The 21,489-nt window shown below is 65.3% G+C and carries 17 protein-coding genes; 9 read left to right on the top strand and 8 right to left on the bottom strand.

The genetic code is table 11. The features are described 5' to 3' along the window. Positions 1 to 79: 79 nt before the first annotated feature. Both AB0O65_RS00445 and AB0O65_RS00440 read right to left on the bottom strand, forming a co-directional pair. On the bottom strand, positions 80 to 664 hold the full coding sequence (locus AB0O65_RS00445) for a hypothetical protein (protein ID WP_363382100.1): 585 nt from the start codon (positions 662 to 664) through the stop codon (positions 80 to 82). Between the two features lie 339 nt (positions 665 to 1,003). Then, positions 1,004 to 1,150, bottom strand: coding sequence for a hypothetical protein (locus AB0O65_RS00440; RefSeq protein ID WP_363382097.1), 147 nt, complete (start codon positions 1,148 to 1,150; stop codon positions 1,004 to 1,006). Positions 1,151 to 1,210: 60 nt separating this feature from the next. Here AB0O65_RS00440 and AB0O65_RS00435 point away from each other — a divergent pair, with 60 nt between their 5' ends. Next, positions 1,211 to 2,905 carry an AAA family ATPase gene (locus AB0O65_RS00435; protein WP_363382094.1) on the top strand — a complete coding sequence of 565 codons (1,695 nt, stop codon included), beginning with the start codon at positions 1,211 to 1,213 and terminating at the stop codon, positions 2,903 to 2,905. Then, entirely contained in the window at positions 2,902 to 4,629 is a 1,728-nt protein-coding gene (locus AB0O65_RS00430; RefSeq protein WP_363382092.1) for an ATP-dependent helicase, read from the top strand. Before AB0O65_RS00435 ends, AB0O65_RS00430 begins: the two co-directional genes overlap by 4 nt. Before the next feature lie 301 nt (positions 4,630 to 4,930). Here the strand turns inward: AB0O65_RS00430 and AB0O65_RS00425 are convergent, their stop codons facing one another. Further along, positions 4,931 to 5,164 (bottom strand): hypothetical protein, encoded by a 234-nt coding sequence (locus AB0O65_RS00425; protein ID WP_363382089.1) that lies wholly within the window; start codon positions 5,162 to 5,164, stop codon positions 4,931 to 4,933. A gap of 391 nt (positions 5,165 to 5,555) precedes the next feature. Then, a complete protein-coding gene (locus AB0O65_RS00420) occupies positions 5,556 to 5,780 on the bottom strand; it encodes a hypothetical protein (protein ID WP_363382087.1) in 225 nt (74 codons plus the stop codon). A 240-nt stretch (positions 5,781 to 6,020) separates the two neighbouring features. Here AB0O65_RS00420 and hsdR point away from each other — a divergent pair, with 240 nt between their 5' ends. From hsdR to AB0O65_RS00390, 6 genes are all read left to right on the top strand, one after another. Then, positions 6,021 to 8,381 carry an EcoAI/FtnUII family type I restriction enzme subunit R gene (hsdR, locus tag AB0O65_RS00415; RefSeq protein ID WP_363382085.1) on the top strand — a complete coding sequence of 787 codons (2,361 nt, stop codon included), beginning with the start codon at positions 6,021 to 6,023 and terminating at the stop codon, positions 8,379 to 8,381. A gap of 9 nt (positions 8,382 to 8,390) precedes the next feature. Beyond that, positions 8,391 to 10,655, top strand: coding sequence for an N-6 DNA methylase (locus tag AB0O65_RS00410; protein WP_363382082.1), 2,265 nt, complete (start codon positions 8,391 to 8,393; stop codon positions 10,653 to 10,655). Positions 10,656 to 10,791: 136 nt separating this feature from the next. After that, the gene (locus AB0O65_RS00405; RefSeq protein ID WP_363382079.1) at positions 10,792 to 12,159 is read left to right on the top strand and encodes a plasmid pRiA4b ORF-3 family protein; all 1,368 of its coding nucleotides are present in this window, start codon (positions 10,792 to 10,794) and stop codon (positions 12,157 to 12,159) included. 127 nt (positions 12,160 to 12,286) lie between these two features. Then, positions 12,287 to 12,871, top strand: coding sequence for a hypothetical protein (locus AB0O65_RS00400; protein ID WP_363382076.1), 585 nt, complete (start codon positions 12,287 to 12,289; stop codon positions 12,869 to 12,871). Between the two features lie 43 nt (positions 12,872 to 12,914). Beyond that, positions 12,915 to 15,455 (top strand): excinuclease ABC subunit UvrA, encoded by a 2,541-nt coding sequence (locus tag AB0O65_RS00395; RefSeq protein ID WP_363382072.1) that lies wholly within the window; start codon positions 12,915 to 12,917, stop codon positions 15,453 to 15,455. Between the two features lie 38 nt (positions 15,456 to 15,493). After that, positions 15,494 to 15,829, top strand: a complete 336-nt coding sequence (locus AB0O65_RS00390) for a hypothetical protein (RefSeq protein ID WP_363382069.1) — start codon at positions 15,494 to 15,496, stop codon at positions 15,827 to 15,829. 21 nt (positions 15,830 to 15,850) lie between these two features. Here AB0O65_RS00390 and AB0O65_RS00385 read toward each other — a convergent pair whose 3' ends face one another. The 4 genes from AB0O65_RS00385 to AB0O65_RS00370 are packed head-to-tail and all read right to left on the bottom strand — an operon-like array spanning position 15,851 to position 20,122. After that, positions 15,851 to 17,173 carry a hypothetical protein gene (locus AB0O65_RS00385; protein WP_363382066.1) on the bottom strand — a complete coding sequence of 441 codons (1,323 nt, stop codon included), beginning with the start codon at positions 17,171 to 17,173 and terminating at the stop codon, positions 15,851 to 15,853. Beyond that, positions 17,170 to 18,645, bottom strand: coding sequence for a PD-(D/E)XK nuclease family protein (locus tag AB0O65_RS00380; protein ID WP_363382064.1), 1,476 nt, complete (start codon positions 18,643 to 18,645; stop codon positions 17,170 to 17,172). Before AB0O65_RS00380 ends, AB0O65_RS00385 begins: the two co-directional genes overlap by 4 nt. Next, entirely contained in the window at positions 18,642 to 18,932 is a 291-nt protein-coding gene (locus AB0O65_RS00375) for a hypothetical protein (RefSeq protein ID WP_363382062.1), read from the bottom strand. The genes AB0O65_RS00380 and AB0O65_RS00375 overlap by 4 nt, the downstream gene beginning before the upstream one ends. Beyond that, positions 18,932 to 20,122, bottom strand: a complete 1,191-nt coding sequence (locus AB0O65_RS00370) for a hypothetical protein (RefSeq protein ID WP_363382059.1) — start codon at positions 20,120 to 20,122, stop codon at positions 18,932 to 18,934. The genes AB0O65_RS00375 and AB0O65_RS00370 overlap by 1 nt, the downstream gene beginning before the upstream one ends. A gap of 131 nt (positions 20,123 to 20,253) precedes the next feature. Here AB0O65_RS00370 and AB0O65_RS00365 point away from each other — a divergent pair, with 131 nt between their 5' ends. Next, on the top strand, positions 20,254 to 20,739 hold the full coding sequence (locus AB0O65_RS00365; RefSeq protein WP_363382056.1) for a pyridoxamine 5'-phosphate oxidase family protein: 486 nt from the start codon (positions 20,254 to 20,256) through the stop codon (positions 20,737 to 20,739). Positions 20,740 to 21,489 lie beyond the last annotated feature (750 nt).

Raw genomic sequence — 21,489 nt, 5'->3', positions numbered from 1 at the left:
CGGGGAGACCATGACGAATTATCCACGCATGCGGCTCAGTTGCGAGGAGGGACACGCCGCGCGTGAAGCTTTGTGTCAGCTATGTGCGGGCAGACCTAGGGTTTGAAGCATCAGGCACGGGAGGGGTGAAGGCAGGTAGAGAGTAAACCGCTTCCTCCCCGAGCGCGAGAAGCTCCCGCCCGATCACTTGATGTAACACTTCGATGCGCCGCGTGAGCGTCCTTACTTGATGCGCGCATAGGACGCTCAGCCGCTCCACCATCTCGCGAGATAGACGTGTCACGCTCGTGTGAACTTCTCCAATTCTGGACATTCCAGGCGCTTCATCGCGCGGGTTGAGATCAACAAAGACGATACCGATCTCGAAAGCGTTCACTGAGTGAGCGACGAACTTGTTTCGCGTGTCGATGAAGTATTCGTGGGCCTCCTGCATGTCCGTACTCAGACCGTCGGTGTTGGCGCGGCCACGGTGTCGCAATCCGTTAGCGAATGCGCGACCGTAGAGTGTCAACGCGGCCAGCCACAGGGCGTCGCTCTCGCCAAGCTCTGGACCTAGCAGCTCGAAGTCTTGTGACAGATAGGACTGTGCGAACATCTTGGCGGAGCTGAAGTCGTATCGAAGGCTTGCGAGGTCGATGAGTTCCGTCGTGGACGCGGTTTCCACCGTGACCCTTCGCATTCCGGGTCTGAGCCTGAGGTGCTCCGAATCGGGAGTGAGAGGGTACATGCTTTGCACCCATCTAAAGATAGCGTTCGCAAGGCGTCCCGCACCCGAACCGACTGGGTCCAGTCGCGGATCGTTGTGCAGCAGTGGAAGATCGGTGGCTCGGCGGCCAGCATGAGCGAGTCCGGATACATCCGGCCGCCGCACGCGAACCGGCCCTCGTCGTCCCAGGCGAAGTCGGATAACCAACGTCCCGTTCTCGCGTCGGCAGGAGTGAGATCGGCTGCGAAGCCTTAGTCCCCGTGGACACGTGCGGGCTAGTCGGTGGTTACCTCGCGGTCATCCCACCCGCCCGCATCGGAGCGTCAGGTCGCCGATGGCCTTCCGCAGCGCTTCTGCGGTCGATTCGCCCAATAGACCGATGGTGGAGACGATGTCGCGCGCGTCAGAAATCGCAAAGCGCGGTCTTGCGTAGACGAGCAGCATGTCTTGGTCCAATCGGGGCGGCGAGGATTCGACTGGCGCCGCGATGGATACGGTGAAACCATGCGGCTCGCGCGAATCAGGACTCACAACTTCAGAAACCTCCCAAGTCTGGATACTGCGTTGGGGCGATCCGTCGTGATCGTGGGCGAGAACCGCGCGGGAAAGAGCAATCTGCTGCAGGCCATTCGGCTTGTGCTCGACTCGAGCTTGCCCTATGCGGATCGACGACTCTCCAGCAAGGACTTCTGGGATGGCCTCGATTGTCCCAGCGGTGACCCGATGGTGGATGGGTACGAGATACGCATCTCGCTTGACCTCGACGAACTCAGCGACGACAAGCGAATGATGGCCACGCTCGGGAACGGTCTCGTCGAGCTGAAACCGCCCGTCGCACGCCTTACCTACAAGTGGGCTCCTGATCCCAAGAAGGACGGCATTTACACCGATGGGGTCTACTTTGCCGACGGCGAAGATAACCGACGCGTTCCCAACGACCTCCGCGATGAAGTCTTTGTCGCCTTCACCTCTGCGCTTCGGGACGTCGAAAGCGATATACGGTCATGGCGACGTTCACCGCTGCGTTCACTCCTAGAGCGTGTGATCGGAAAGATTCCCCCAGATGAAGTCGCACGCCTGCGCACCCTCCTATCGGAGGCGAACGACCAAGTCGTTGGCCTGCCGGACGTGGAGGACCTTGCGACCACCGTCGAGAGGCGGGTCGAGGCCGCGGTAGGTCCTCGACATGCTCTAGGTGCGTCACTTCGAACCGTTCCGCCGCAGGTTGACGAGGTGATCCGGGCACTGACGCTCTACGTCGATGGCTCCCAGGCTCGTTCCCTTGACACCGCCAGCCTTGGCTCGCTGAACATTCTCTACTTCGTGCTTCTGCAGCTGGGTTCTGAAGCTCGATTGGAGGGCAAAGAAGTGAGCCACACCTTGGTGATGGCAGAGGAGCCTGAAGCGCACCTTCATCCGCACCTTCAGCGGAGTGTTCTCGAGGCGATCGGCGCGCCCACAGACTCAAGGTCGATTCTTGTGACGACCCACTCACCCCAGCTCGTGAGCGCGGTCGACGGCCGCGCTCTCCTGCGCTTGTCGCGCAAGGACGGCGGCACCGTTGCCCACGCCGCCGCCGATGCAACGCTGACCGAGCGCGAATGGGGCGACGTCAACCGGTATTTAGGGGCAACCCAAGCGGAGATGGTCTTTGCAACCAAGGTCTTGCTGGTTGAGGGCTACGCGGAAGAAGTGCTCGTCCCGGCGTTCGCATCCGAACACGGCATGGACTTGAACAAGGAGGGGATAACGGTCTGCGCGATCCACGGGACTCACTTCCTTTCGTACGCGAAACTATGCGGTTCTCTGGGGATTCCGTTTGCGATTGTGACGGACGGTGATCCTAGGGACGGGGAACTTCAAGGTCGCACCCGCCTCAGCCGACTAGCGGAAGCCATGGGCCTCATAGGAGAACTCGACGGCCACGGACTCTTCCTTGGTGAGGACACGCTGGAGGTGGACCTCTATCGGACAGCCTCGAATGCTGAGCGAATCCACGTCGCTCTTACGGAGCTTGGCACAAGGAATACCCCGTCGCGCATTGAGACTTGGAAGGGGTCTCCTTCGCGCAAGCAGCTCGTGGACGAGATCGACCATGCAGGCGGCAAGGGTCGGTTCGCCCAACGTCTTGCCTCTGAGCCTCTAACCGCACCGGCCGCATTTCAGCGGGCCCTCGACTTCTTAAGGACTGCAGAGTGAGCACGCTTGAGGACGCCTGCGCCGAGCTCAATGACTCGCAAACCGCGGCAATGGACGTTGAGGGCCATTGCGTTGTGATCGCACCGCCAGGAAGCGGCAAAACGAAACTCCTTGTCACGCGTCTGGCTCGCGACCTGTCCGACCGAATCGCCCCTCCGAGTGGTGCGGCATGCGTCACTCTAACCACAGCGGCCGCAGCCGAACTGAGCAGTCGCTTCGGGCAGCTGAGCGGTGATCAACGGAGCAATCTCTTCATCGGGACGGTTCATGGCTTCGCGCTCAACAGAATTCTTCGGCCTTATGCAGCGCTTGCCGGCCTTCCAGAGATCCAGGACGCGCGAGTGCTCCGCCGACGGGAAGCGGAAGCATTGTGGGCGCAAACGCTACGACAGAAAGGGATACCCGACGACCCGCTTCTGCTCAACACGGTTCGAAAGCTGCGCAGCGAGTTCGCATCAGAGGAGCAGTGGTCTCTATCTGGCTCAGCCGTCCAAGCGCGCGACGCATACCTTCAAGTTTTGCGCGACAACCGACTCCTCGACTTCGCTTCGATAATCGAGCAAGCAGTGACGATTGTCGAGACCCACGCTGATGTGAGACTAGCCCTTCGCGCCGCATTCGACCGAATCTATGTCGATGAGTACCAGGACCTCGCACCGGGCCTCGACCGAATCGTTCGCGATCTATGCCTAAGCGAAGAAGCTGACCCCAGCACGCTATTCGCCGTCGGAGACACCGATCAAGCGATCTATGGCTGGACCGGCACGGACTCCCGACTGCTAACCGACCTCGCCAGTCAACCCGAGGTAACCGAGATCACACTCCAGACGAACTATCGGTGCGGCGCAGTCATCGCTGAGATCAGCAGGCGCCTATTCCCTGACGGCCGGCCAATGATTACTGCTCGTGCGGGTGGTTCCATCGAGGCTCTGAAGGTCGAAGGCTCCGTCAACGGCCAAGTGAGACGAATCGCCGAGGAGGTAGCCCTGCTCGTCGAATCGAACGTCCGTCCCGACGCCATTGGCCTACTTTGTCGCACGAACGGGTTGGCTCGTGCTGCGGCGGAAGCGCTCGGCGATCGCGGTCTCGACACCTGGGTCCGTGAGGACGCTGAGTGGGAGTCGATGACCACCAATTGGCTCGAGCGCGCCTGCGGGACGCTTCTCGGCCTGGCTCGTGGCGATGGCATCGGCGCACTTGTCGACGAACTAGCGCGAATCGTCCCGAATCTTGACGTCGAGATCCGCGGCCAGATTGTCGGCCTCCTTCTTTCGATCGAGTCGGGAATGAGCGCGCGCCAGTTGACGTCGGATCTACTTAACCTGCTCGTCTCTGCGGGCACCGATGCCGCAACAGTTGCAACGGACGAACTTGCGCCGCTGCTCGACTACCTTTCGAGCGACCCCCGGGTCTTGCGCTCCGTAGATGAACTGGCCGCTCGGCAACTGCGCGACGGGCGCGTGTACGTGACGACGCTGTCAGCCGGAAAGGGTCTTGAGTTCGACCACGTTTTCATCCCCGACTGCGATGACGGACGTATCCCGTTCTATCGCTCGATCAATAACCGTCGTGAACTTGAAGAGGAACGGAACAAGTTCTACGTCGGCCTCACCCGGGCCCGATTCAAGGTCACTCTGCTGTGGTCGGGATACACCACTGACCGTTGGGACCGCCGTCATCCCTGCCCGGTGAGCCGATTCATCACACAACTCCGTCTCACGTAGTGAGCACTCTCGCGCGGCCGTCTCCCAATGGGTGCTGGCGATCGCCAAGCAGCGCCCGTGAGCCGGTCCAATGAAGACAGCCGAGGAGACGACGCGAGGGCTCCGATGACGCATCCGACCTCACCCGAAGGGCGGTTCTGAACGCTGCCCAACGGGCGTCCCGCGTTTCGAACGCCGCTAGATCCCTATCCCGCGCCCAAACTCGGCGCCCCGACAGCCGGCCTCGTGGCCGCCGCCGCCTCCCGGTTCCTCGCCGCACGCCGCACCTCTGCCTCGGCAGCGCGCACAGCATCCTGCATCGTCAACTTGGGAGTACCGCGCTGCATCGACTCGGCGACACGCTCGTGGCCGCAGCATCCGTCCGCGCGGCGACGATCGCGACGTTGTGCGGCCAACCGCGCGGAAGGCCCACACAGAGCCCTGCGGCATCGACATCGGGCCCCACTACCGACGCGTCGGCGGTGTCGCCCTGCGCACCGTGAACGGCGGACGCGTACGCGAGCTGCAGGTACTCGCGCGCGTACGCGGCGGACACGCGCTGACCTCGCCGCTGTCGCCCACTGAGACCAGATCGACGAACGACTCACGGATGCCGCGCACGATCCACTGCGCGCAATCCTCGACACCCGTGATCCAGTCGTTGCGGCGTGTCTGGACGGTGTCGCCGACGAGGATGCGCTGCTGCCCGATCCCCCACGCGGAGACGCGGACGTCGAGCTTCCCCCGATCGGCTCGCCGCTGCTGAATCGCGTCGTTGATCGCATCCGCCTCAGCATTAGTACCGGAACCAACGTCACTCGCTTCCGCGCGTGTGCCACTCGAAGTACGCGTCGATCATCCGCTCACGGGCCGCTTCGTGATGATCGACTCGAGCGACGTGACCACGTTCGGCAAGCTCGCCCGCAACCACCAGCGCACGCTCGCGATCACCCGCATCCCGGAGCCGCAGTGTGAGCGCCGCGTAGTCGGGATGGCGGAACCGGTGCACTGCGGTCGAGCTCCACCGCAGCGTTCGTGTGCCGGATCGCAGAATTCATCGCACCTGCATGCCCGACCGGCAATGCTTGATGCGTGTCACCCACGAACGCCAGCCCGACACCCCGCTCGATCGCGAGCTCTACGAGGACGTTCGTCGTCTGCAGGTCGACCATGCCGGCTTCGTCGATGACGATCCGATCGCGAGGGTGCAACACGTACTGAGTAAGTCCGCCGCATGTGGCGCCCGTGCTGGGACGACTTCTCCCACTCGAAGCCTGGTCCACGCCTTCGCGCCGGACTCGTCGGTGGCCCATCGGTAGCCATGGTTTCCGTGAGGCCCGAGGGCAGGGAACCCCGCAGCAACTACACGGATCGACCTGCCCGATACGCTTACGCCAAGGAGGGCGCGAGCCATGGGTGAGATCGACAAGAAGGCGCTGAAGGAGACCGAGATCCGTACTCGGTACATCACGCCAGCCATCGTGCGCGCCGGCTGGGACCCGAACAAGAATCAGGTCCGCGAGGAATACTCGATTGCCCCGGGCCGGATCGTGGTCCGAGGCAAGCTACACGCTCGCCAGGCACCAATGTCAGCCGACTACGTGCTGTTCCTCAAGCCGGGCCTCCCGCTGGCGGTAGTCGAGGCGAAGGATAATAACCACAGCATCGGCGCTGGCATGCAACAAGCACAGGGTTATGCCGACCGCCTCGACGTTCCGTTCATCTTCAGTTCGAACGGCGACGGCTTCGTCTTCCATGATCGCACGGTAACGGCGGGCGAGATCGAGCGAGAATTGACCCTCGACGAATTCCCCTCACCTGAGGAGTTGCACCGGAGGTGGCTCGATTGGAAGGGCGTAGCACCGGAGGCTGCCGCGAAGAAGATCATCGAACAGGACTACTACTTCCACGGCAAGGATCTGCGCTACTACCAGCTTCAAGCGGTGAACCGCACTGTCGAGGCAGTCGCTCGCGGGCAGCGCCGCGCCCTACTGGTCATGGCCACCGGTACAGGCAAGACCTTCACCGCCTTCCAGATCATCTGGCGGCTCTGGAAATCTCGCCGTGCCAAGCGAGTGCTCTTCTTAGCCGATCGCAACATCTTGGTCGATCAGACGCGGGTCAACGACTTCAAACCGTTCGGCACTGCGATGACGAAGATCACGAACCGCAAGGCCGATCCTTCCTTCGAGATCTTCCTCGCGATCTACCAAGCGATCACTGGTACCGAAGATGCGGAGAACATCTATCGGAACTTCTCGCCCGACTTCTTCGACCTCATCGTGGTCGACGAGTGCCACCGCGGCAGCGCCCGGGAGAACGCGCAGTGGCGAGAGGTACTCGATTACTTTTCGGGCGCCGTCCAGGTGGGCCTCACTGCGACTCCGAAGGAAACCACTGATACGTCGAACATCACCTATTTTGGGGACCCAGTGTTTACGTACTCCCTTAAGCAGGGCATTGACGACGGCTATCTCGCTCCCTACAAGGTCGTCCGCATCGACCTTGATAAGGACCTCCAGGGTTGGCGACCGGAGGATGGCCAGACCGACAAACATGGCGAGCTCATCGAGGATCGCGTCTACAACCAGAGGGACTTCGACCGCAACTTGGTCCTGGAGCAGCGCACACGACTCGTTGCCAAGAAGGTCACGCAGTACCTCAAAGAGTCCGGCGACCGGTTCGCGAAGACAATCGTCTTCTGCCAGGACGTCGACCACGCCGAGCGGATGCGGTCCGCACTCGCGAACGAGAACACCGACCTCATTGCCAAGAACCGCAAGTACGTCATGAGGATCACCGGCGACGACGCCGAGGGGAAGGCGGAACTAGACAACTTCATCGACCCTGAGTCGCGCTACCCCGTGATCGCAACGACGAGCGAACTCATGTCCACCGGCGTCGACGCCCAGACATGCAAACTCATCGTTCTCGACCAGTCGATCGCGTCGATGACGAAATTCAAGCAGATCATCGGTCGTGGCACGCGCATCAACGAGGAGCACGGTAAGTTCTACTTCACGATCATGGACTTCCGTAAGGCGACGGAACTCTTCGCCGACCCGGACTTCGACGGCGGCCCTGTAGTCGTCTATTCACCAGGGCCGGACGAGCCATTGGTGCCGCCGGAGGACGTTGACCCGGCCGATCCTCGGGGCTCGCAGGACCTGCCGTCCAACGATCCACCGATCAAGACACCAGACCGGCGCATCAAGTACCTCGTCGGTGACGTGCCAGTCACGCTCGTGGCGGAGCGCGTTCAGTACATGGGACCGGACGGCAAGCTCATCACCGAGAGCCTCACCGATTACACCCGCAAGCGCATCAAGGATTCCTACCCCACATTGGACGCGTTCCTGAACCGCTGGAGCCACGCCAACAGTAAGCGAGCGATCGTGGCCGAGCTTCAGGAGCAGGGAGTGTTCTTCGAAGCTCTCGCCGAAGAGGTCGGCAAAGACTTCAGCCCGTTCGACCTGGTGTGCCACGTCGCATTCGACCAGCCGGTGCTGACTCGCCGCCAACGCGCGGACAATGTCCTCGCAACGGGTTACTGGGCGAAGTACTCCTCCAAGGCGCAGGCGACGCTGAAGGCGCTTCTAGACAAGTACGCTGACGAAGGCTTCGAGCCCGACCACGACGCGAGTGTCCTAAAGATTCGCCCGTTCATCGACATCGGCACTCCGATGGAGATCGTGGTCGAGTTCGGGGGCAAGGCAGGGTTCGATTCGGCCGTCGAGGAACTGGAGCACCAGCTCTACTCGACGGCCTCTTAAGGAGATCGCGTGAGCAGTATCAGTGCCGTTGTGAAGTCAATCCAAGACGTTATGCGGCAGGACGCTGGCATCGACGGTGATGCGCAACGCATCGGTCAACTCGCCTGGATGTTCTTCCTCAAGATCTTCGACGACCGCGAGGCCGAAGCGGAGTTGCTGGACTCTGACTACCGTTCACCAATCCCCAGCGACCTACGCTGGCGCATTTGGGCCGCTCCCAAGGAGGGCATTACCGGGGACGCGCTAGTCGGCTTTGTCAACAACAAGCTGTTCCCAACCCTCAAGCAGTTTGCGGAGACCTCGACGACCGGCCGCTCAAACGTGATCGGCAATGTCTTCCAGGACGCCTTCAACTACATGAAGAACGGCACCCTGATCCGCCAAGTCGTGAACAAGATCAACGAGATCGATTTCAACCGTTCCGAGGACCGGCACCTGTTCGGCGACATCTACGAGCAGATCCTCAAAGGTCTCCAGAGCGCCGGGAACAGCGGTGAGTACTACACGCCTCGCGCTGTCACCCAATTCATGATCGACATCGTCTCACCCAATCTTGGTGAGAGTGTCCTCGACCCGGCCTGCGGCACAGGCGGCTTTCTCACCGGGGCGATCGAACACGTGCGCGCGAACCACGTGAGGACACCCGACGATGAACAGATCCTTCAGTCGTCGATCCTCGGCGTCGAGAAGAAGCAGCTTCCCCACCTGCTGTGCACGACTAATCTGCTGCTCCACGGCATTGACGTGCCGACCAACGTTGCCCACGACAACACACTCGCGCGCCCACTGCGCGACTACACGAGCAAGGAGCGCGTCGATGTCATTCTCACCAACCCGCCATTCGGCGGGATAGAGGAGCCGGGCGTCGAGAACAATTTCCCCCGTGCCTACCGAACGCGCGAGACCGCCGACCTCTTTCTCATCCTGATCCAACACCGACTCAAGACAGGAGGACGTGCTGCGGTGGTGCTTCCCGATGGCACCCTGTTCGGCGATGGCGTGAAAGCTCGCATCAAGGAGAAGCTTCTCACTGAATGCAACCTGCACACGATCGTCCGTCTCCCCAAGGGTGTCTTCAACCCTTACACCGGGATCGCCACCAACCTGCTCTTCTTTACCAAGGGCGAACCCACGAAGGAGATCTGGTACTACGAGCATCAGTACCCCGCCGGCTATAAGAACTACTCGAAGACCAAGCCCATCCGGCTCGAGGAGTTTGAGGCGGAGAAGGCATGGTGGCATGACCGCGTCGAGTCGCAGGTGTCATGGAAGGTCTCGATCGAGCAGATTCGAGAGAACAACTGGAACCTTGACGTAGACAACCCGAACGATGCCGATCCCTCGCATCGCGAGCCCGCCGAGCTCCTCGATGATCTTCAAATTGCCAAGAGGGACTTTGCGAAGCTTCGGGACTCACTTCGCGATGAACTGGCTGGCGCAGCATCCAACGCCAGCCTGCCGCCGGAGACCTTCAGGTCCGCCTTCGCTCCGATGGTGGAGTCCGACGCGGGTTTGGACAAGCTTCAGGCACTGATCCTGGATCTCGCCATGCGGGGCTCACTAACCGAACGCGCCCGTTCCGACGAGCCGGCGCGCGCACTGCTCGCCCGCGTGCAATCCGAAAGGGAGCGATTCCTCGGCACGGCCGGTGGAAGACGCCGCACGAAAACCTACTCCGTTCTCCAGGACATAGACGTTCCGTATCGGGCGCCCGATGGATGGGAATGGAGCCGAGCGGTCGATCTGATTCACACGGTCAACGGGCGCGCCTTCAAGCCCGCCGAGTGGTCGTCGGACGGACTTCCGATTATCAGGATTCAGAACCTCAACAACACCAAGGCCCCGTTCAACCACTTCAAAGGGGAGGTTGCTCCGCGCCACCGAGTGGACCCCGGAGATCTACTCATCAGCTGGTCTGGCACCCCCGGTACGTCGTTCGGGGCATTCGTGTGGGATGGACCCGCAGGTGTCCTCAATCAGCACATCTTCAAGTGCACACTCTTTGAGGATTACCGTGACTTCATCTGCCTCGCGATCAATAGCCGCCTGGATGTGCTGATCGGTGACGCACATGGAGGAGTTGGTCTTCAGCACTTCACAAAGGACAAGCTCGAACGGCTACCTCTGCCAGTACCCCCGCTCGAGGAACAGCGGCGGATCGTCGATCGAGTCCGGCACCTCCTTGGCATGTGCGCCGAGCTGAGGGAAGGCCGCGCGAGGCTCCGCAAGCTCGGCGGGGACCTGGCGGCATCCGTCGTCGCACACGCCGGATAACGCTCGCAGGACACGCACGGGACTGCGGCGTCCGAGGTGACGTCTCGCGCGGGAAGTGGTCTCTCACGGGCACGAGAAAGCGGGGTGCCACGGGGGGACTGGCCCCGATGTCCCAACCCATCCGTACGCTGTCGTCATGACCCGGTACCGCCTGCGCGTCGCCCTCGTCGACAGCGAACCCGAGATCTGGCGCGAGTTCGAGATCGACGGCCGGATGCCGCTGCGCTCGCTGCACATCGCCTTGCAGACGATCGTGGGCTGGCGGGAATCACACCTGCACGCGTTCACCGGCACCGATCCCGACCAGCCGTCCACGCAGGGGCGGCGCTGGGAATCGCCGGACTTCGCGAGCGACAACGGGGCACTGTCGGAAGACGCGGCCACCGTCGACCAGGTGCTCTCGACCCTCGACACGCTCTGGTACGAGTACGACTTCGGCGACGGGTGGGTGCACCGCCTTGACGTCGTCGAGCGCGAGCCGGATGCCCCGCTGCTCGCCCCCGTGGTGCTGCTCGACGGGGCGAACCGCGGGCCGCTCGAAGACGCCGGCGGCATGCACGGATACCGCGACAAGCTCGCCGCGCTGGCCGATCCGCAGCATCCGGAGCACCGCGAGATCACCGACTGGGTGCGCGCAACTGTCGGCCCGTGGGCGCCGCTGTCGCCCGGCGCATTCGACCTGGTCGGCGTGCAGAGTGAGCTGAATCTCATGTTCAACCCGCAGGGGTCGGGGCTCTCGCCGTACGACATATCGGGTCTGGTGAAGAGCGACGAGCTGCGCCGCCCGGGCGACGTCACCGACGAGTCGCCGATCATCGAGCTCGCCGCGCAGCTGCCGCCGCCGATCCGCTCCGAACTGCGCCAGCACCTGCACCTCACCGGCGTACTCGAGCCGCTGGAGGTCGACGACGAGACGGCTGCGCGCATCGTGCGCCCCTTCGCCTGGCTGATGGATGCCGTCGGCCCCGATGGCCTCGCCCTCACCGCAGCCGGCTGGATGCCACCCGCCAGCGTGCTCGCCGGCATGACAGAGCTGGGGCTGCTCGACGACTGGATCGGCGCCAGCAACCGGGAAGATCTCACGCCCCCGATCTCTGAGCTGCGCGACGCCGCCCAGCGGCTGGGCCTGGTGCGGGTGCAGAAGGGACGCCTGCTGCTCAGCGCCGCCGCGCAGAAGGTGCTCGGCGATCCCCGCGCCCAGCTGCAGCTGATCGCGCATGGCCTGTACCGCAAGCTCAGCGACGCCGAGTCAGATGCGGCCACCCTGCTGCTGCTCACCATCGCCGACGACACGGCACCCGGCGAGCGCTGGCACGCCATCGCGTTCGGACTCGAGCGGTGCGGCTGGCAGTCATCCACCCGCCTCGCATTCACCGAGCGCGACATCGCTCACGTCACCTTCCATCCGCAGCAGGTGCTCGACCTGATCGGCGACTCGCTGCGGCGGCATCCGGTGAGCGCCGACGACGGTCTGCGGCTGTTCGCACGGGCGGCGCTGCGGTGAGGGCCATCGGCCGGCGCGAAGCCCGATCTCGCCACCCACGCGCTTCCCCCTCACCTGCAGCACTCGGGCGCGCGTGATTCTGCCGTGTCCGTACCTGACGGCGAGGAACGTCGCTACAGTGTCGCTCGTGACCAACTTCTCGAGGCGAAACCTGTCGGCAGCGCTCACGCTGGTCGAGCCCGAACTGGCAGCCCGACTGACGCCCGATGACGTCGAGGCGCTGTTCTCCGAAGCCCGCGCGCTGCGCGTCGAGGGGATCGCCGTAGAGTCGGCACCGCTGAATTCATACTGGCGCGGCGACTCCCCTGTCCTGGAGATGGTCACGTCCGACGAGCGGTGGCACATCAACACGACCGCACTCCGCAAAGACGCGCTCTGGCAGCTGCTGGTCGGACTCGCATCGATCTTGACCGGTCAAGCCTTTCTGTCTCTGGCTGCCGCGGTCGGGCAGTTCCGCGGTGTCCTGCAGAAGTTCACGCGCTTGGCGCCAGACGAAGGGGACGTCGCGGGCACCCTCGTGCGGCTGTCGCAGGAGCTTGGCGGGCCGGTGCCCCGCGCGCGCCTGGAAGCCGCTTACCGTCACGACCCCGATCGCGACGGCCCGATGGAAGATGGCTCACGGCCCATCGACGCTTCAGCGGTCATCGATCGGCTGATCGACAAGAAGGTCATCGCACGCACAGCCGACGGCTCGTTGACCGTCCCGTTCTGACGGATTAACGTCTCCCTGATCCTTCATCACTAGACTCGGCCGGATGCTCGACACCTCCCCGGCCGCCGATCCCTTCGTCCGCGTCCGCGGCGCCCACGAGAACAACCTCCGCGGCGTCGACGTCGACATGCCGCGCGACCGGATCGTCGCGTTCACCGGTGTCTCGGGCTCGGGTAAGTCGTCGCTCGCGTTCGGCACGATCTTCACCGAGGCGCAGCGCCGCTACCTCGAATCCGTCGCACCGTACGCCCGGCGGCTGATCCAGCAGGGCCACGACCCGCACGTCGACTCGATCACCGGACTGCCGCCCGCGGTCGCGCTGCAGCAGCGGCGCGGCGCGCCCAGCTCGCGCTCCAGCGTCGGCACGGTCACCACGCTGTCGAACTCGCTGCGCATGCTGTTCTCGCGCGCCGGAACCTACCCCGACGGCGTCACCGAGCGCCTCGACTCCGACGCCTTCTCGCCCAACACGGCCGCCGGCGCCTGCCCGCGCTGCCACGGCGTGGGCGTCGTGCACGACGTCACCGAAGAATCGCTCGTGCCCGACCCCTCGCTCAGCATCCGCGACGGCGCGATCGCCGCCTGGCCCGGCGCCTGGCAGGGCAAGAACCTGCGCGACATCGCCATCACCCTCGGCTACGACGTCGACCGCCCCTGGCGCGACCTGCCGCGGGCCGACCGCGACTGGCTGCTGTTCACCGACGAGCAGCCGGTCGTGCAGATCATCCCGCAGCGCGACCGCATCGAGAAGCCCTACAACGGCCGCTTCTGGGGCGCGAAGAAGTACGTCTTCCACACCCTCGCCGACTCGCAGAGCGCGATGATGCGGGCCAAGGTGCTGCGCTTCATGCGCTCGGGCCCGTGCCCGCTGTGCCACGGCACCGGGCTGCGGCGCGAAGCCCTCGCAGTCACCTTCGCGGGGCGCTCGATCGCCGAGCTGAACGCCCTGCCGATGACCGAGCTCGCCGAGGTGCTGCGCCCCACCACCGAGATCACCGACCCCGGCCCGGCGCTGCCCACCGCGGCCAGCGGCGAGCGCACCGAGGTGGCCGTGGCGATCGCCGCCGATCTGCGCGCGCGGATCGGGGTGCTCTGCGACCTGGGCCTCGGCTACCTCGGCCTCGGCCGGGTGACCACCACCCTCTCCCCCGGAGAGATGCAGCGCCTGCGCCTGGCCACGCAGCTGCGGTCGGGACTGTTCGGCGTCGTCTACGTGCTCGACGAGCCCTCGGCAGGGCTGCACCCCGCCGACGCCGAGCCGCTGCTCGAGGTGCTCGAGCAGCTCAAGCGCTCGGGCAACTCGGTGTTCGTCGTCGAGCACAACATGGACGTCGTCCGCCACGCCGACTGGATCGTCGACGTCGGCCCCGCCGCCGGCGAGGGCGGCGGCGAGGTGCTCTACAGCGGCCCCGTCGACGGCCTCGAGACCGTGGATGCCAGCCTCACCCGCCCGTTCCTCTTCCCCTCCGCGCAGGGCGAGCACGCAGCCCCGCGCGAGCGCCGCGAAGCGGCCGGGTGGCTGCGCGTCGACGGCATCCGGCTGCACAACCTCCACGACGTCGACGTGGCGATCCCGCTGCAGACCCTCGTCGCCGTGACCGGCGTCTCGGGGTCGGGCAAGTCGACCCTCGTCAGCCGGGTGCTGCACGAGGTGGTGCGCGATCACCTGCATCCTGATGCCGAGGCCGCCGACTCCGGCGAAGACGAAAGCGATCCTGACGAGCCGGGGGTCGCCGAGGCGACCGCACCGTCTGACGTCGACGTGCTCGCCGTGCGGGCCACCGAGGGCCTGCAGCTCGTCGACCGCCTCGTGCGCGTCGATCAGAAGCCGATCGGCCGCACCCCGCGCTCGAACCTCGCCACCTACACCGGCCTGTTCGACGCGGTGCGCACGGCGTTCGCGCGCACCGACCTCGCCCGCGAGCGCGGGTACTCGGCCGGCCGGTTCTCGTTCAACGTGCCCGGGGGGCGCTGCGAGACCTGCCAGGGCGAGGGATTCGTCGCCGTCGAGCTGCTGTTCCTGCCCGGCAGCTACGGCCGCTGCCCCACCTGCCACGGCGCCCGGTACAACGACGAGACCCTCGAGGTCCGCTGGCACGGGCACTCCATCGCCGACGTGCTCGCGCTCACCGTCACGCAGGCTGCGGACGTGCTCGCCGAGATCCCCGCGGCGGCGCGCAGCCTGCGCGCGCTGCTCGACGTCGGGCTCGGATACCTGCGCCTCGGCCAGCCCGCCACCGAGCTGTCCGGCGGCGAGGCGCAGCGCATCAAGCTCGCCACCGAGCTGCAGCGAGTGCGCCGCGGGCACACGCTCTACCTGCTCGACGAGCCGACGACCGGACTGCACCCCGCCGACGTGCGCCTGCTGCTCGCGCAGCTGCACGCCCTCGTCGACGCGGGCGACACGGTGGTCGTGGTCGAACACGACATGAACGTCGTCGCCGACGCCGACTGGGTCGTCGACCTCGGGCCGTCCGGCGGCGACGCGGGCGGGCGGATCGTCGCGACCGGAACCCCGGATGCCGTCGCCGCAGCGTCCGGGAGTCGCACGGCTCCCTATCTCGCGGCCGCGCTCGCGCGCTGAGCCCGCCCGCGCCCGGCATCCGGTGGCAGGATGCCGGTATGACCGAATCCCGCACCGTCGTCATCCACGTCACCGCCGATCCCGCCGACGTCGCGCGCTCGATCACCTCGGCGCGCATCCTGCACAAGGACCGGCCCGAGCACCGCATCCGGATCATCGTCAACGGGCCGGCGATCACCGGCGTCACGCGCGGCGCCGACGCCCTCGCGATCGACAGCCTGCCTGAAGGCGCCGCGATCGAGGCGTGCGAGGGCGGCATGCGCGCACACGAGATCACCGAAGACGACCTGCAGCCCGGCATCCGCACCGTCGCCGCCGCGATCGTCGCCCTGACCGACGCCCAGTTCGAGGGCGCGGCGTACATCCGGCTCTGAGCCGCCACCGGCCCGGCGCGGTCACGCGGAGGCGGGCACCACCCCAGCGAGATGACGCGGCAGACGAGCGACGAACTTGTCAGCCATCGCGATCGGGTCCTTGTAGTCGACCAGCTCCGAGATCAGCGGACCGACCGACTGACGCTCGGCACGCTCTCTCCACTCCTCCACGAAGTCGATGACGGCCGGCATTCGATTCGTGTTGCCTGAGAGCCACAGCACTGTCGGTGCGTCGGGCGAATCGCTCTCGTAGAACGCGATGCCCTGGCCTGCACGGCTGATCCGAAGCGCCCCGATCCCCACTCCGCGGAGCGGCTCCGCGGTCGCGTAGCGGACGTTCCGGGAGATGGCGTCCGCATCCCGGCCCGTCAGGCGTGCCGCGAACTGCGAGATGAAGCTCTGCACGCCCGGGTCCTTTCGGTGGATCTGCTTCGGGCCCTCGGACGGAGGCCGAGGAACCGAGGCGAGCGGCGAGAATTCGCTCTCCCAATTCGCCGTCCGCGCCGCCTCGGCCGGCGGGATGCTGCGGCTGAGCCGGCCTCCGCCGTCGCGCCACCACTGCGCGCCGTCTAGAGTGAAGCGCAGCAGTTGAATCTCGTAGTAGGGACGCTTCTGACCGTCCACCGTGATCGGCAGATGCACGCCGAGCACGTGCGAGGCCAGCGGCGCCCGCGGCCGGTCGTCATCCGGCAGATCGACCCGCAGGTGGCCGCTCGTGTCGACGGTCACTGCTGCGGCCCAATCGCTGCTCGGCTCCGACCCTGGCGTCGGCGACATGGCCTCACCGCGGTCCTCGGCATGAGCGCGGTTGATGGGCAGAAACCATGTGCCGGGTGGGATGACCGCTTCTCGATTGCGCAGTTCGAGGGGGGATTCGCCATTTTTCACGGTGACCACCAGGTCGACATCGCGCACCAATGTCGACCCGTTGTTGATGACCACCACGCCCAGATAGCTCCCCCGCTGATCGGAGTGAGCGGTTTCCGCGACCCAGGCAGTCACCTGTTCAGCGCGAGCGCGATCCGCGACCTCGACGTTCGCCTCCCGCTCGGCGACGACATGCCGACGCTGCCCGAGCGCCACTGAGATGGTCACGACCAGCACGAGGGTGTTGAGTATGGGGCCGAGCAGACCCCCGAAGGTGTCGCCGACGGCGCCGAGGGGAACGGTTTCCTCGATGGCCGGGGGCAGCGGCAGACCGGCGAGAGTGTGCAGGCCGATCCACACCAGCACGACCAGCGACCAGACCAGCATCGCCGCGACGGGAGACAGCAGCACCACCAGCCCCCAGAACCACGGGCGACGCCACCAGGCCGAGCCCCCGTCGACCGAACGCCCCCTCACGAGGCGTCCTCGATCGGATAGACCTGGGGATCGCCCGTCTGCTGGAAGTGACGGATGACAGGCAGGTGCGCGATCACGCCGACCCGGCCGGGGCGTCGGTGTCCGAGGTTCCAGTGCACGCGGTAGCGCTTGCCGTCGTCGAAGGTGATGGCTCCGATGCGCTCGCGCATGTCGATCTCGGTCCCCTTATACCGCTTCGCGTCGGATGCGCTGTACGGGTGATGGTCCGGGTCGTACAGCAGCGCCGTGCCCTCGTACGGATTCGCGGGATCGGGGACGGAGGCGGCGCCGACGATCTCGCCGAAGCGCTCCTCGAACTCGCCGATCGACGTGATCCCGTGCTCGACGACGAAGGCCTGCGCGATCTTCTGCAGCATCTCCGTCTTCGAGAACCTGCCGTTGCGCTTGTCACCCCAGTGGAACTTCGACGTGTCGTTCGCGAAGGAGCTCGGCCGGCTCTGCCAGACGTGGGCAACGAGGCGTCGCAGTTCGATCTCCGTGATCGGGCGTCCGAGCTCTTGATCGAGGTGCGCCCGCAGCTCTTCAGGGTCGACCTTCTTCGTGCGGGCGGCCTTGAAGTACTGCTTGTCACCGCTACGCGTGTCCTCGGCGTTGACCACACCCATCTGCTGGGCCACCGAAGCGAGCTCCGCGCCGAGATCGGGGTACTCATCGAACGCGTGCGTGATCTGCTCGCCGAGCCTTCTGTCGAATCGGCGGTGGATCGTGCGGCGGAAGTCGAGCACGATCTTCGCCGCGTCTGCGTCACCCCGATCGGTGAGCAGCTGGATCACCTCATCGAGCAGCCCCTCGAGCCGCTCGTAGGTGACGGTGCGGAACTCCGGATCCTCTGCGTGCTCGTCCTGACGGGGCGTGAGGTAGACGAAGTGACGGCCGGCATCGTCGATGCTGCGGTAGTCGCCGGTGTCGGTCTTCCAGCTTCGGATCTGCTTGCGCAGCCGAGCGGCTCGCGCAGGCTCGAGGTCCGTCGCGGATGCCACCGACTGCTCCATGCTCTCGAAGTCGCCGCGGATCACCCAGTTGTACCAAGTGGTCTGACCGATCGGCAGTCCGCTCCGAGCATGCTCGCTCGTGTCGGTCTTGTTCTCGATCACCAGGGTGCGCACCGGTGTCCCCTCCTCGTCGTAGTCGACGAGGAGGACATCGATGTTGCGCCACTCCCTGGGATGCACCCGGGCTCGCTCAGAGATCTCGGGCGCCCCGACGCCGAAGGCCGTCTGAACGAAGCGCGATGCGAAGAACGTACCCAGACCGTGGTCCTCTTGCGGGTCGAGCAGCCAGCCGAGCATCTTGCTGTACCGAGTCTCGCCAGCGTTGGCGCCGTAGTCGACGATGTCCCAGAAGTTGGGCACCGGATGCAGGATCTCTCCCACCAGCCGGCTGCTGTCGCCGGTGATGAGTTCTGCGAGTACCAGCGCGATGACGGTCTGGTCCTGATCGAAATTGCTCATTCAACTCTCCCGTAGTGCGAAACATGATGAGAAGCGGGCGCAGCGCAGTCGTGCAGATGCACCTCGGTGAGTCGCGCGAGTTCGAGCGCGTAGTGGCGACCGCAATAGACGTGAGCCTCGGTCTCGTTCGGCTCGTCGTCTTCTCCGACGTGGCTGCCCCGCCCGATGCGGTACTCCGGCGTGGTGGTGCAGACGCTCTCATCCCATGCGCACCCGCGTGGACGGTCTTCACCGTCGCTGTCGTCGATGCCGATGACGTCGTCTTCCACGGTCGAGCGCGTGGCCATCAGTCCTCCTCGATCGCGAGCACGGCACGCAGTCCGTCTTCGGCGCGCCGGATGCCGGCCTTGAACTCTGCCGGCGTGAGGCTCTGCTCGTCGTCGAGCCAGCGCCCCCACCTGTCTTCGAACTCTGCGCGGCGGCGATGGTGCTGCTCGCGCCTCGCAGTCGACGGTACTGAGATCTCGACCAGCGCCCCGTCGTCGTCGATCTCTATGAGCAGGTTCGAACTGCCCCACGGCACCGGCAGAGCGATGTCGGTTCCTTCGACCCCGAGCAGAACCCAGTCGCCTGCGGCAGGCCGTGCGTCGCCGTCGCGACTCAGGGTGCTGTTGCGGGCCACCGAAGACCACGAGAGCACCGCGTCAGCCCACCAGCGGATGAGCGTGCCGCCCGACATCCGGACAGTCGCCGAAGGTCCAGGGGGGAGGTGCCCATCACGTTGGGCGAAGGCGACCGTTGAGTCCTGATTGGTCGCGACCACGAGCGGCAGGTAGCCGACCGCCCCGTCGCCGTCCATCTTCTGCAGCAGCTGTCCCTCCCGCATCTCACCTCGCACGTAGGGGAAGTCCGTGAGCGAGAGTGCCGTCACCCGCACCTGCGTGCCCGATAGGGCCTCGTCTATCCATACCTGCAGTGCTGACAGGGTGGAGAGCGAGTCGACGGCGACCTCGTGGGCGCCGTACGCCGAGATCCCCATGGACGAGCGCTTGATCATGCTGGAGATCTCATCCTGTCCCCAGCGCCGGGCACTGCGTGCGCTCGCTTCTCGCTGTGCCTCCTCCAGCAGGATCGCGTCGTACCAGTCCTGCAGAGCGGCTTTTCGTCTCAAGGACTTTCGGTAGGGGTGGGGAAGGGCGTTCTCCTCGCCATCCACGCGGATGCTGCCATGCATCGCCGTCGTGCACGGCGCGCTTCGCGTATGCGCATTCGTATCCCAGATCTCGTATTGAACGTGCTGGGCGCCGGCGACTTTGGATGCGGCACGCCAGCCGATCCGTCCGTCAGCGCGGAAGAACACGAAGTCGTCCGGTGTCAGGGCACAGCCGTGCCGCGTTCGGGGACGCTCGAGGTGCGCGTGAAGTGAAGTCGGGAACACGATCCCAGTCTGGGAAACCCGGGCGACCGGAATGAGCGAACTGCCGTCCGGGATCGTACGGAGTTCGCGTTTTCGGACGAGCGGTCGGCGACGGGGCACGCATCCGTCTCTGACCCGACGGCGTAACCCAGCCCGCGCGGCACCACAACCCCCTCGATCCCACGGCCCGACGAAGGCATCGTGAGAGCTCACGCCACCCGCGACCGGCGGGCGGCAGGAAGGGGCAGGCGATGACCGACACCACCGATGACCGCAAGAAGGTCGCCGAACTGATCAAGGACTTCCGCTTCGCGATGTTCACGACCCGCAAGGCCGACGGCAAGCTCGTGTCTCGACCGTTCACCGTGCAGGAGGCGGAGTTCGACGGCGATCTGTGGTTCCTGATCTCGAAGAGCTCGTCACCCGCGGCAGAGCTCGCCGCCGATGCCGACGTGAACGTCTCGATGAGCTCGAACGACGCGTGGGTCTCGCTCTCCGGCACGGCATGGCTGGTCGACGACCGCTCGAAGATCGACGAGCTGTGGAACCCGATGGTCGAAGCCTGGTTCCCTGACGGACCCGACGACCCCGACGTGGGCCTCGTGCGCTTCACGGCGGAGTCGGCCGAGTACTGGGACACCCCGGGTGGGCGCATCGCGACGGTGTTCAGCTTCGTGAAGTCGAAGCTCACGGGAGAGCAGTACGACGGCGGCGAAAGCGGCAAAGTCGAGCTCTAGTCCGGTTCTTCTTCGTCTTCCGGCCACCTCGTCGGAGGTCGGAGAACGCACGGAGGTAGGCCGGAACTACGCTGGTGCATCCGTCGCTCGCGCGCTGGCCTACCTCCGGTGAGGCGGGGCGCGCCGGCGACGTGGTGGACGCCCGCTCCGACGTCAATCACTCTGCGCGGCGTCGACCGCCGCCGAGCACATCGGGGGGGAGGGCCCAGACCCGGCTCGATGAGAAGCGCTCGCGGCTGGGGCAGGATCGCGAACAGATCGTGACCGAGCTGATGATGTTCGACGACACCTACGCGCGCGACATGCGGGAGCTCGGCGCAGGGGGTCGTCCACGCGCTCGGCACGCTGTATGCCAGCGGACGCGGCGGACCGTCTCTGCTGTATCTCGTCGGCTACACATCGGACGTGGATCAATCCAAAGTGCTGATCACCAGCCTGCAGATGCAGGCGATGGTCGCGATGCGCGCGTGGTGGGCCGGGGGAGCGGCATCGCCGGTGGCACGACACGGGGGGCGACAGGCGACGGGCCCGCAGTGGATTCATCCGGGGGTTCGGCGTCGGCGCCGCAGAGCGCATCCGCGAAAGCCGCATCGGGTGGTTCTCCAGCGGGCGCCGGTCGGGGCGAGATGCGAACACCGGCGGGCGTGCGGTGAGGGGGCACACCGGCACGGACTGACGACCCCGTCGAAGGTGGCGGAAGAATAAGCGCCTAAACTGGTCTCGCCCCGACTCCCTCTTCTTCTGGAGCCC

The sequence above is a fragment of the Microbacterium sp. NPDC077391 genome, assembly GCF_040686955.1.
In the GTDB taxonomy this organism is placed as follows: Bacteria; Actinomycetota; Actinomycetes; order Actinomycetales; family Microbacteriaceae; genus Microbacterium; species Microbacterium commune.
Note: the sequence above shows the minus strand (reverse complement) of the source record. Positions and strands in the feature narration are given on the sequence as shown.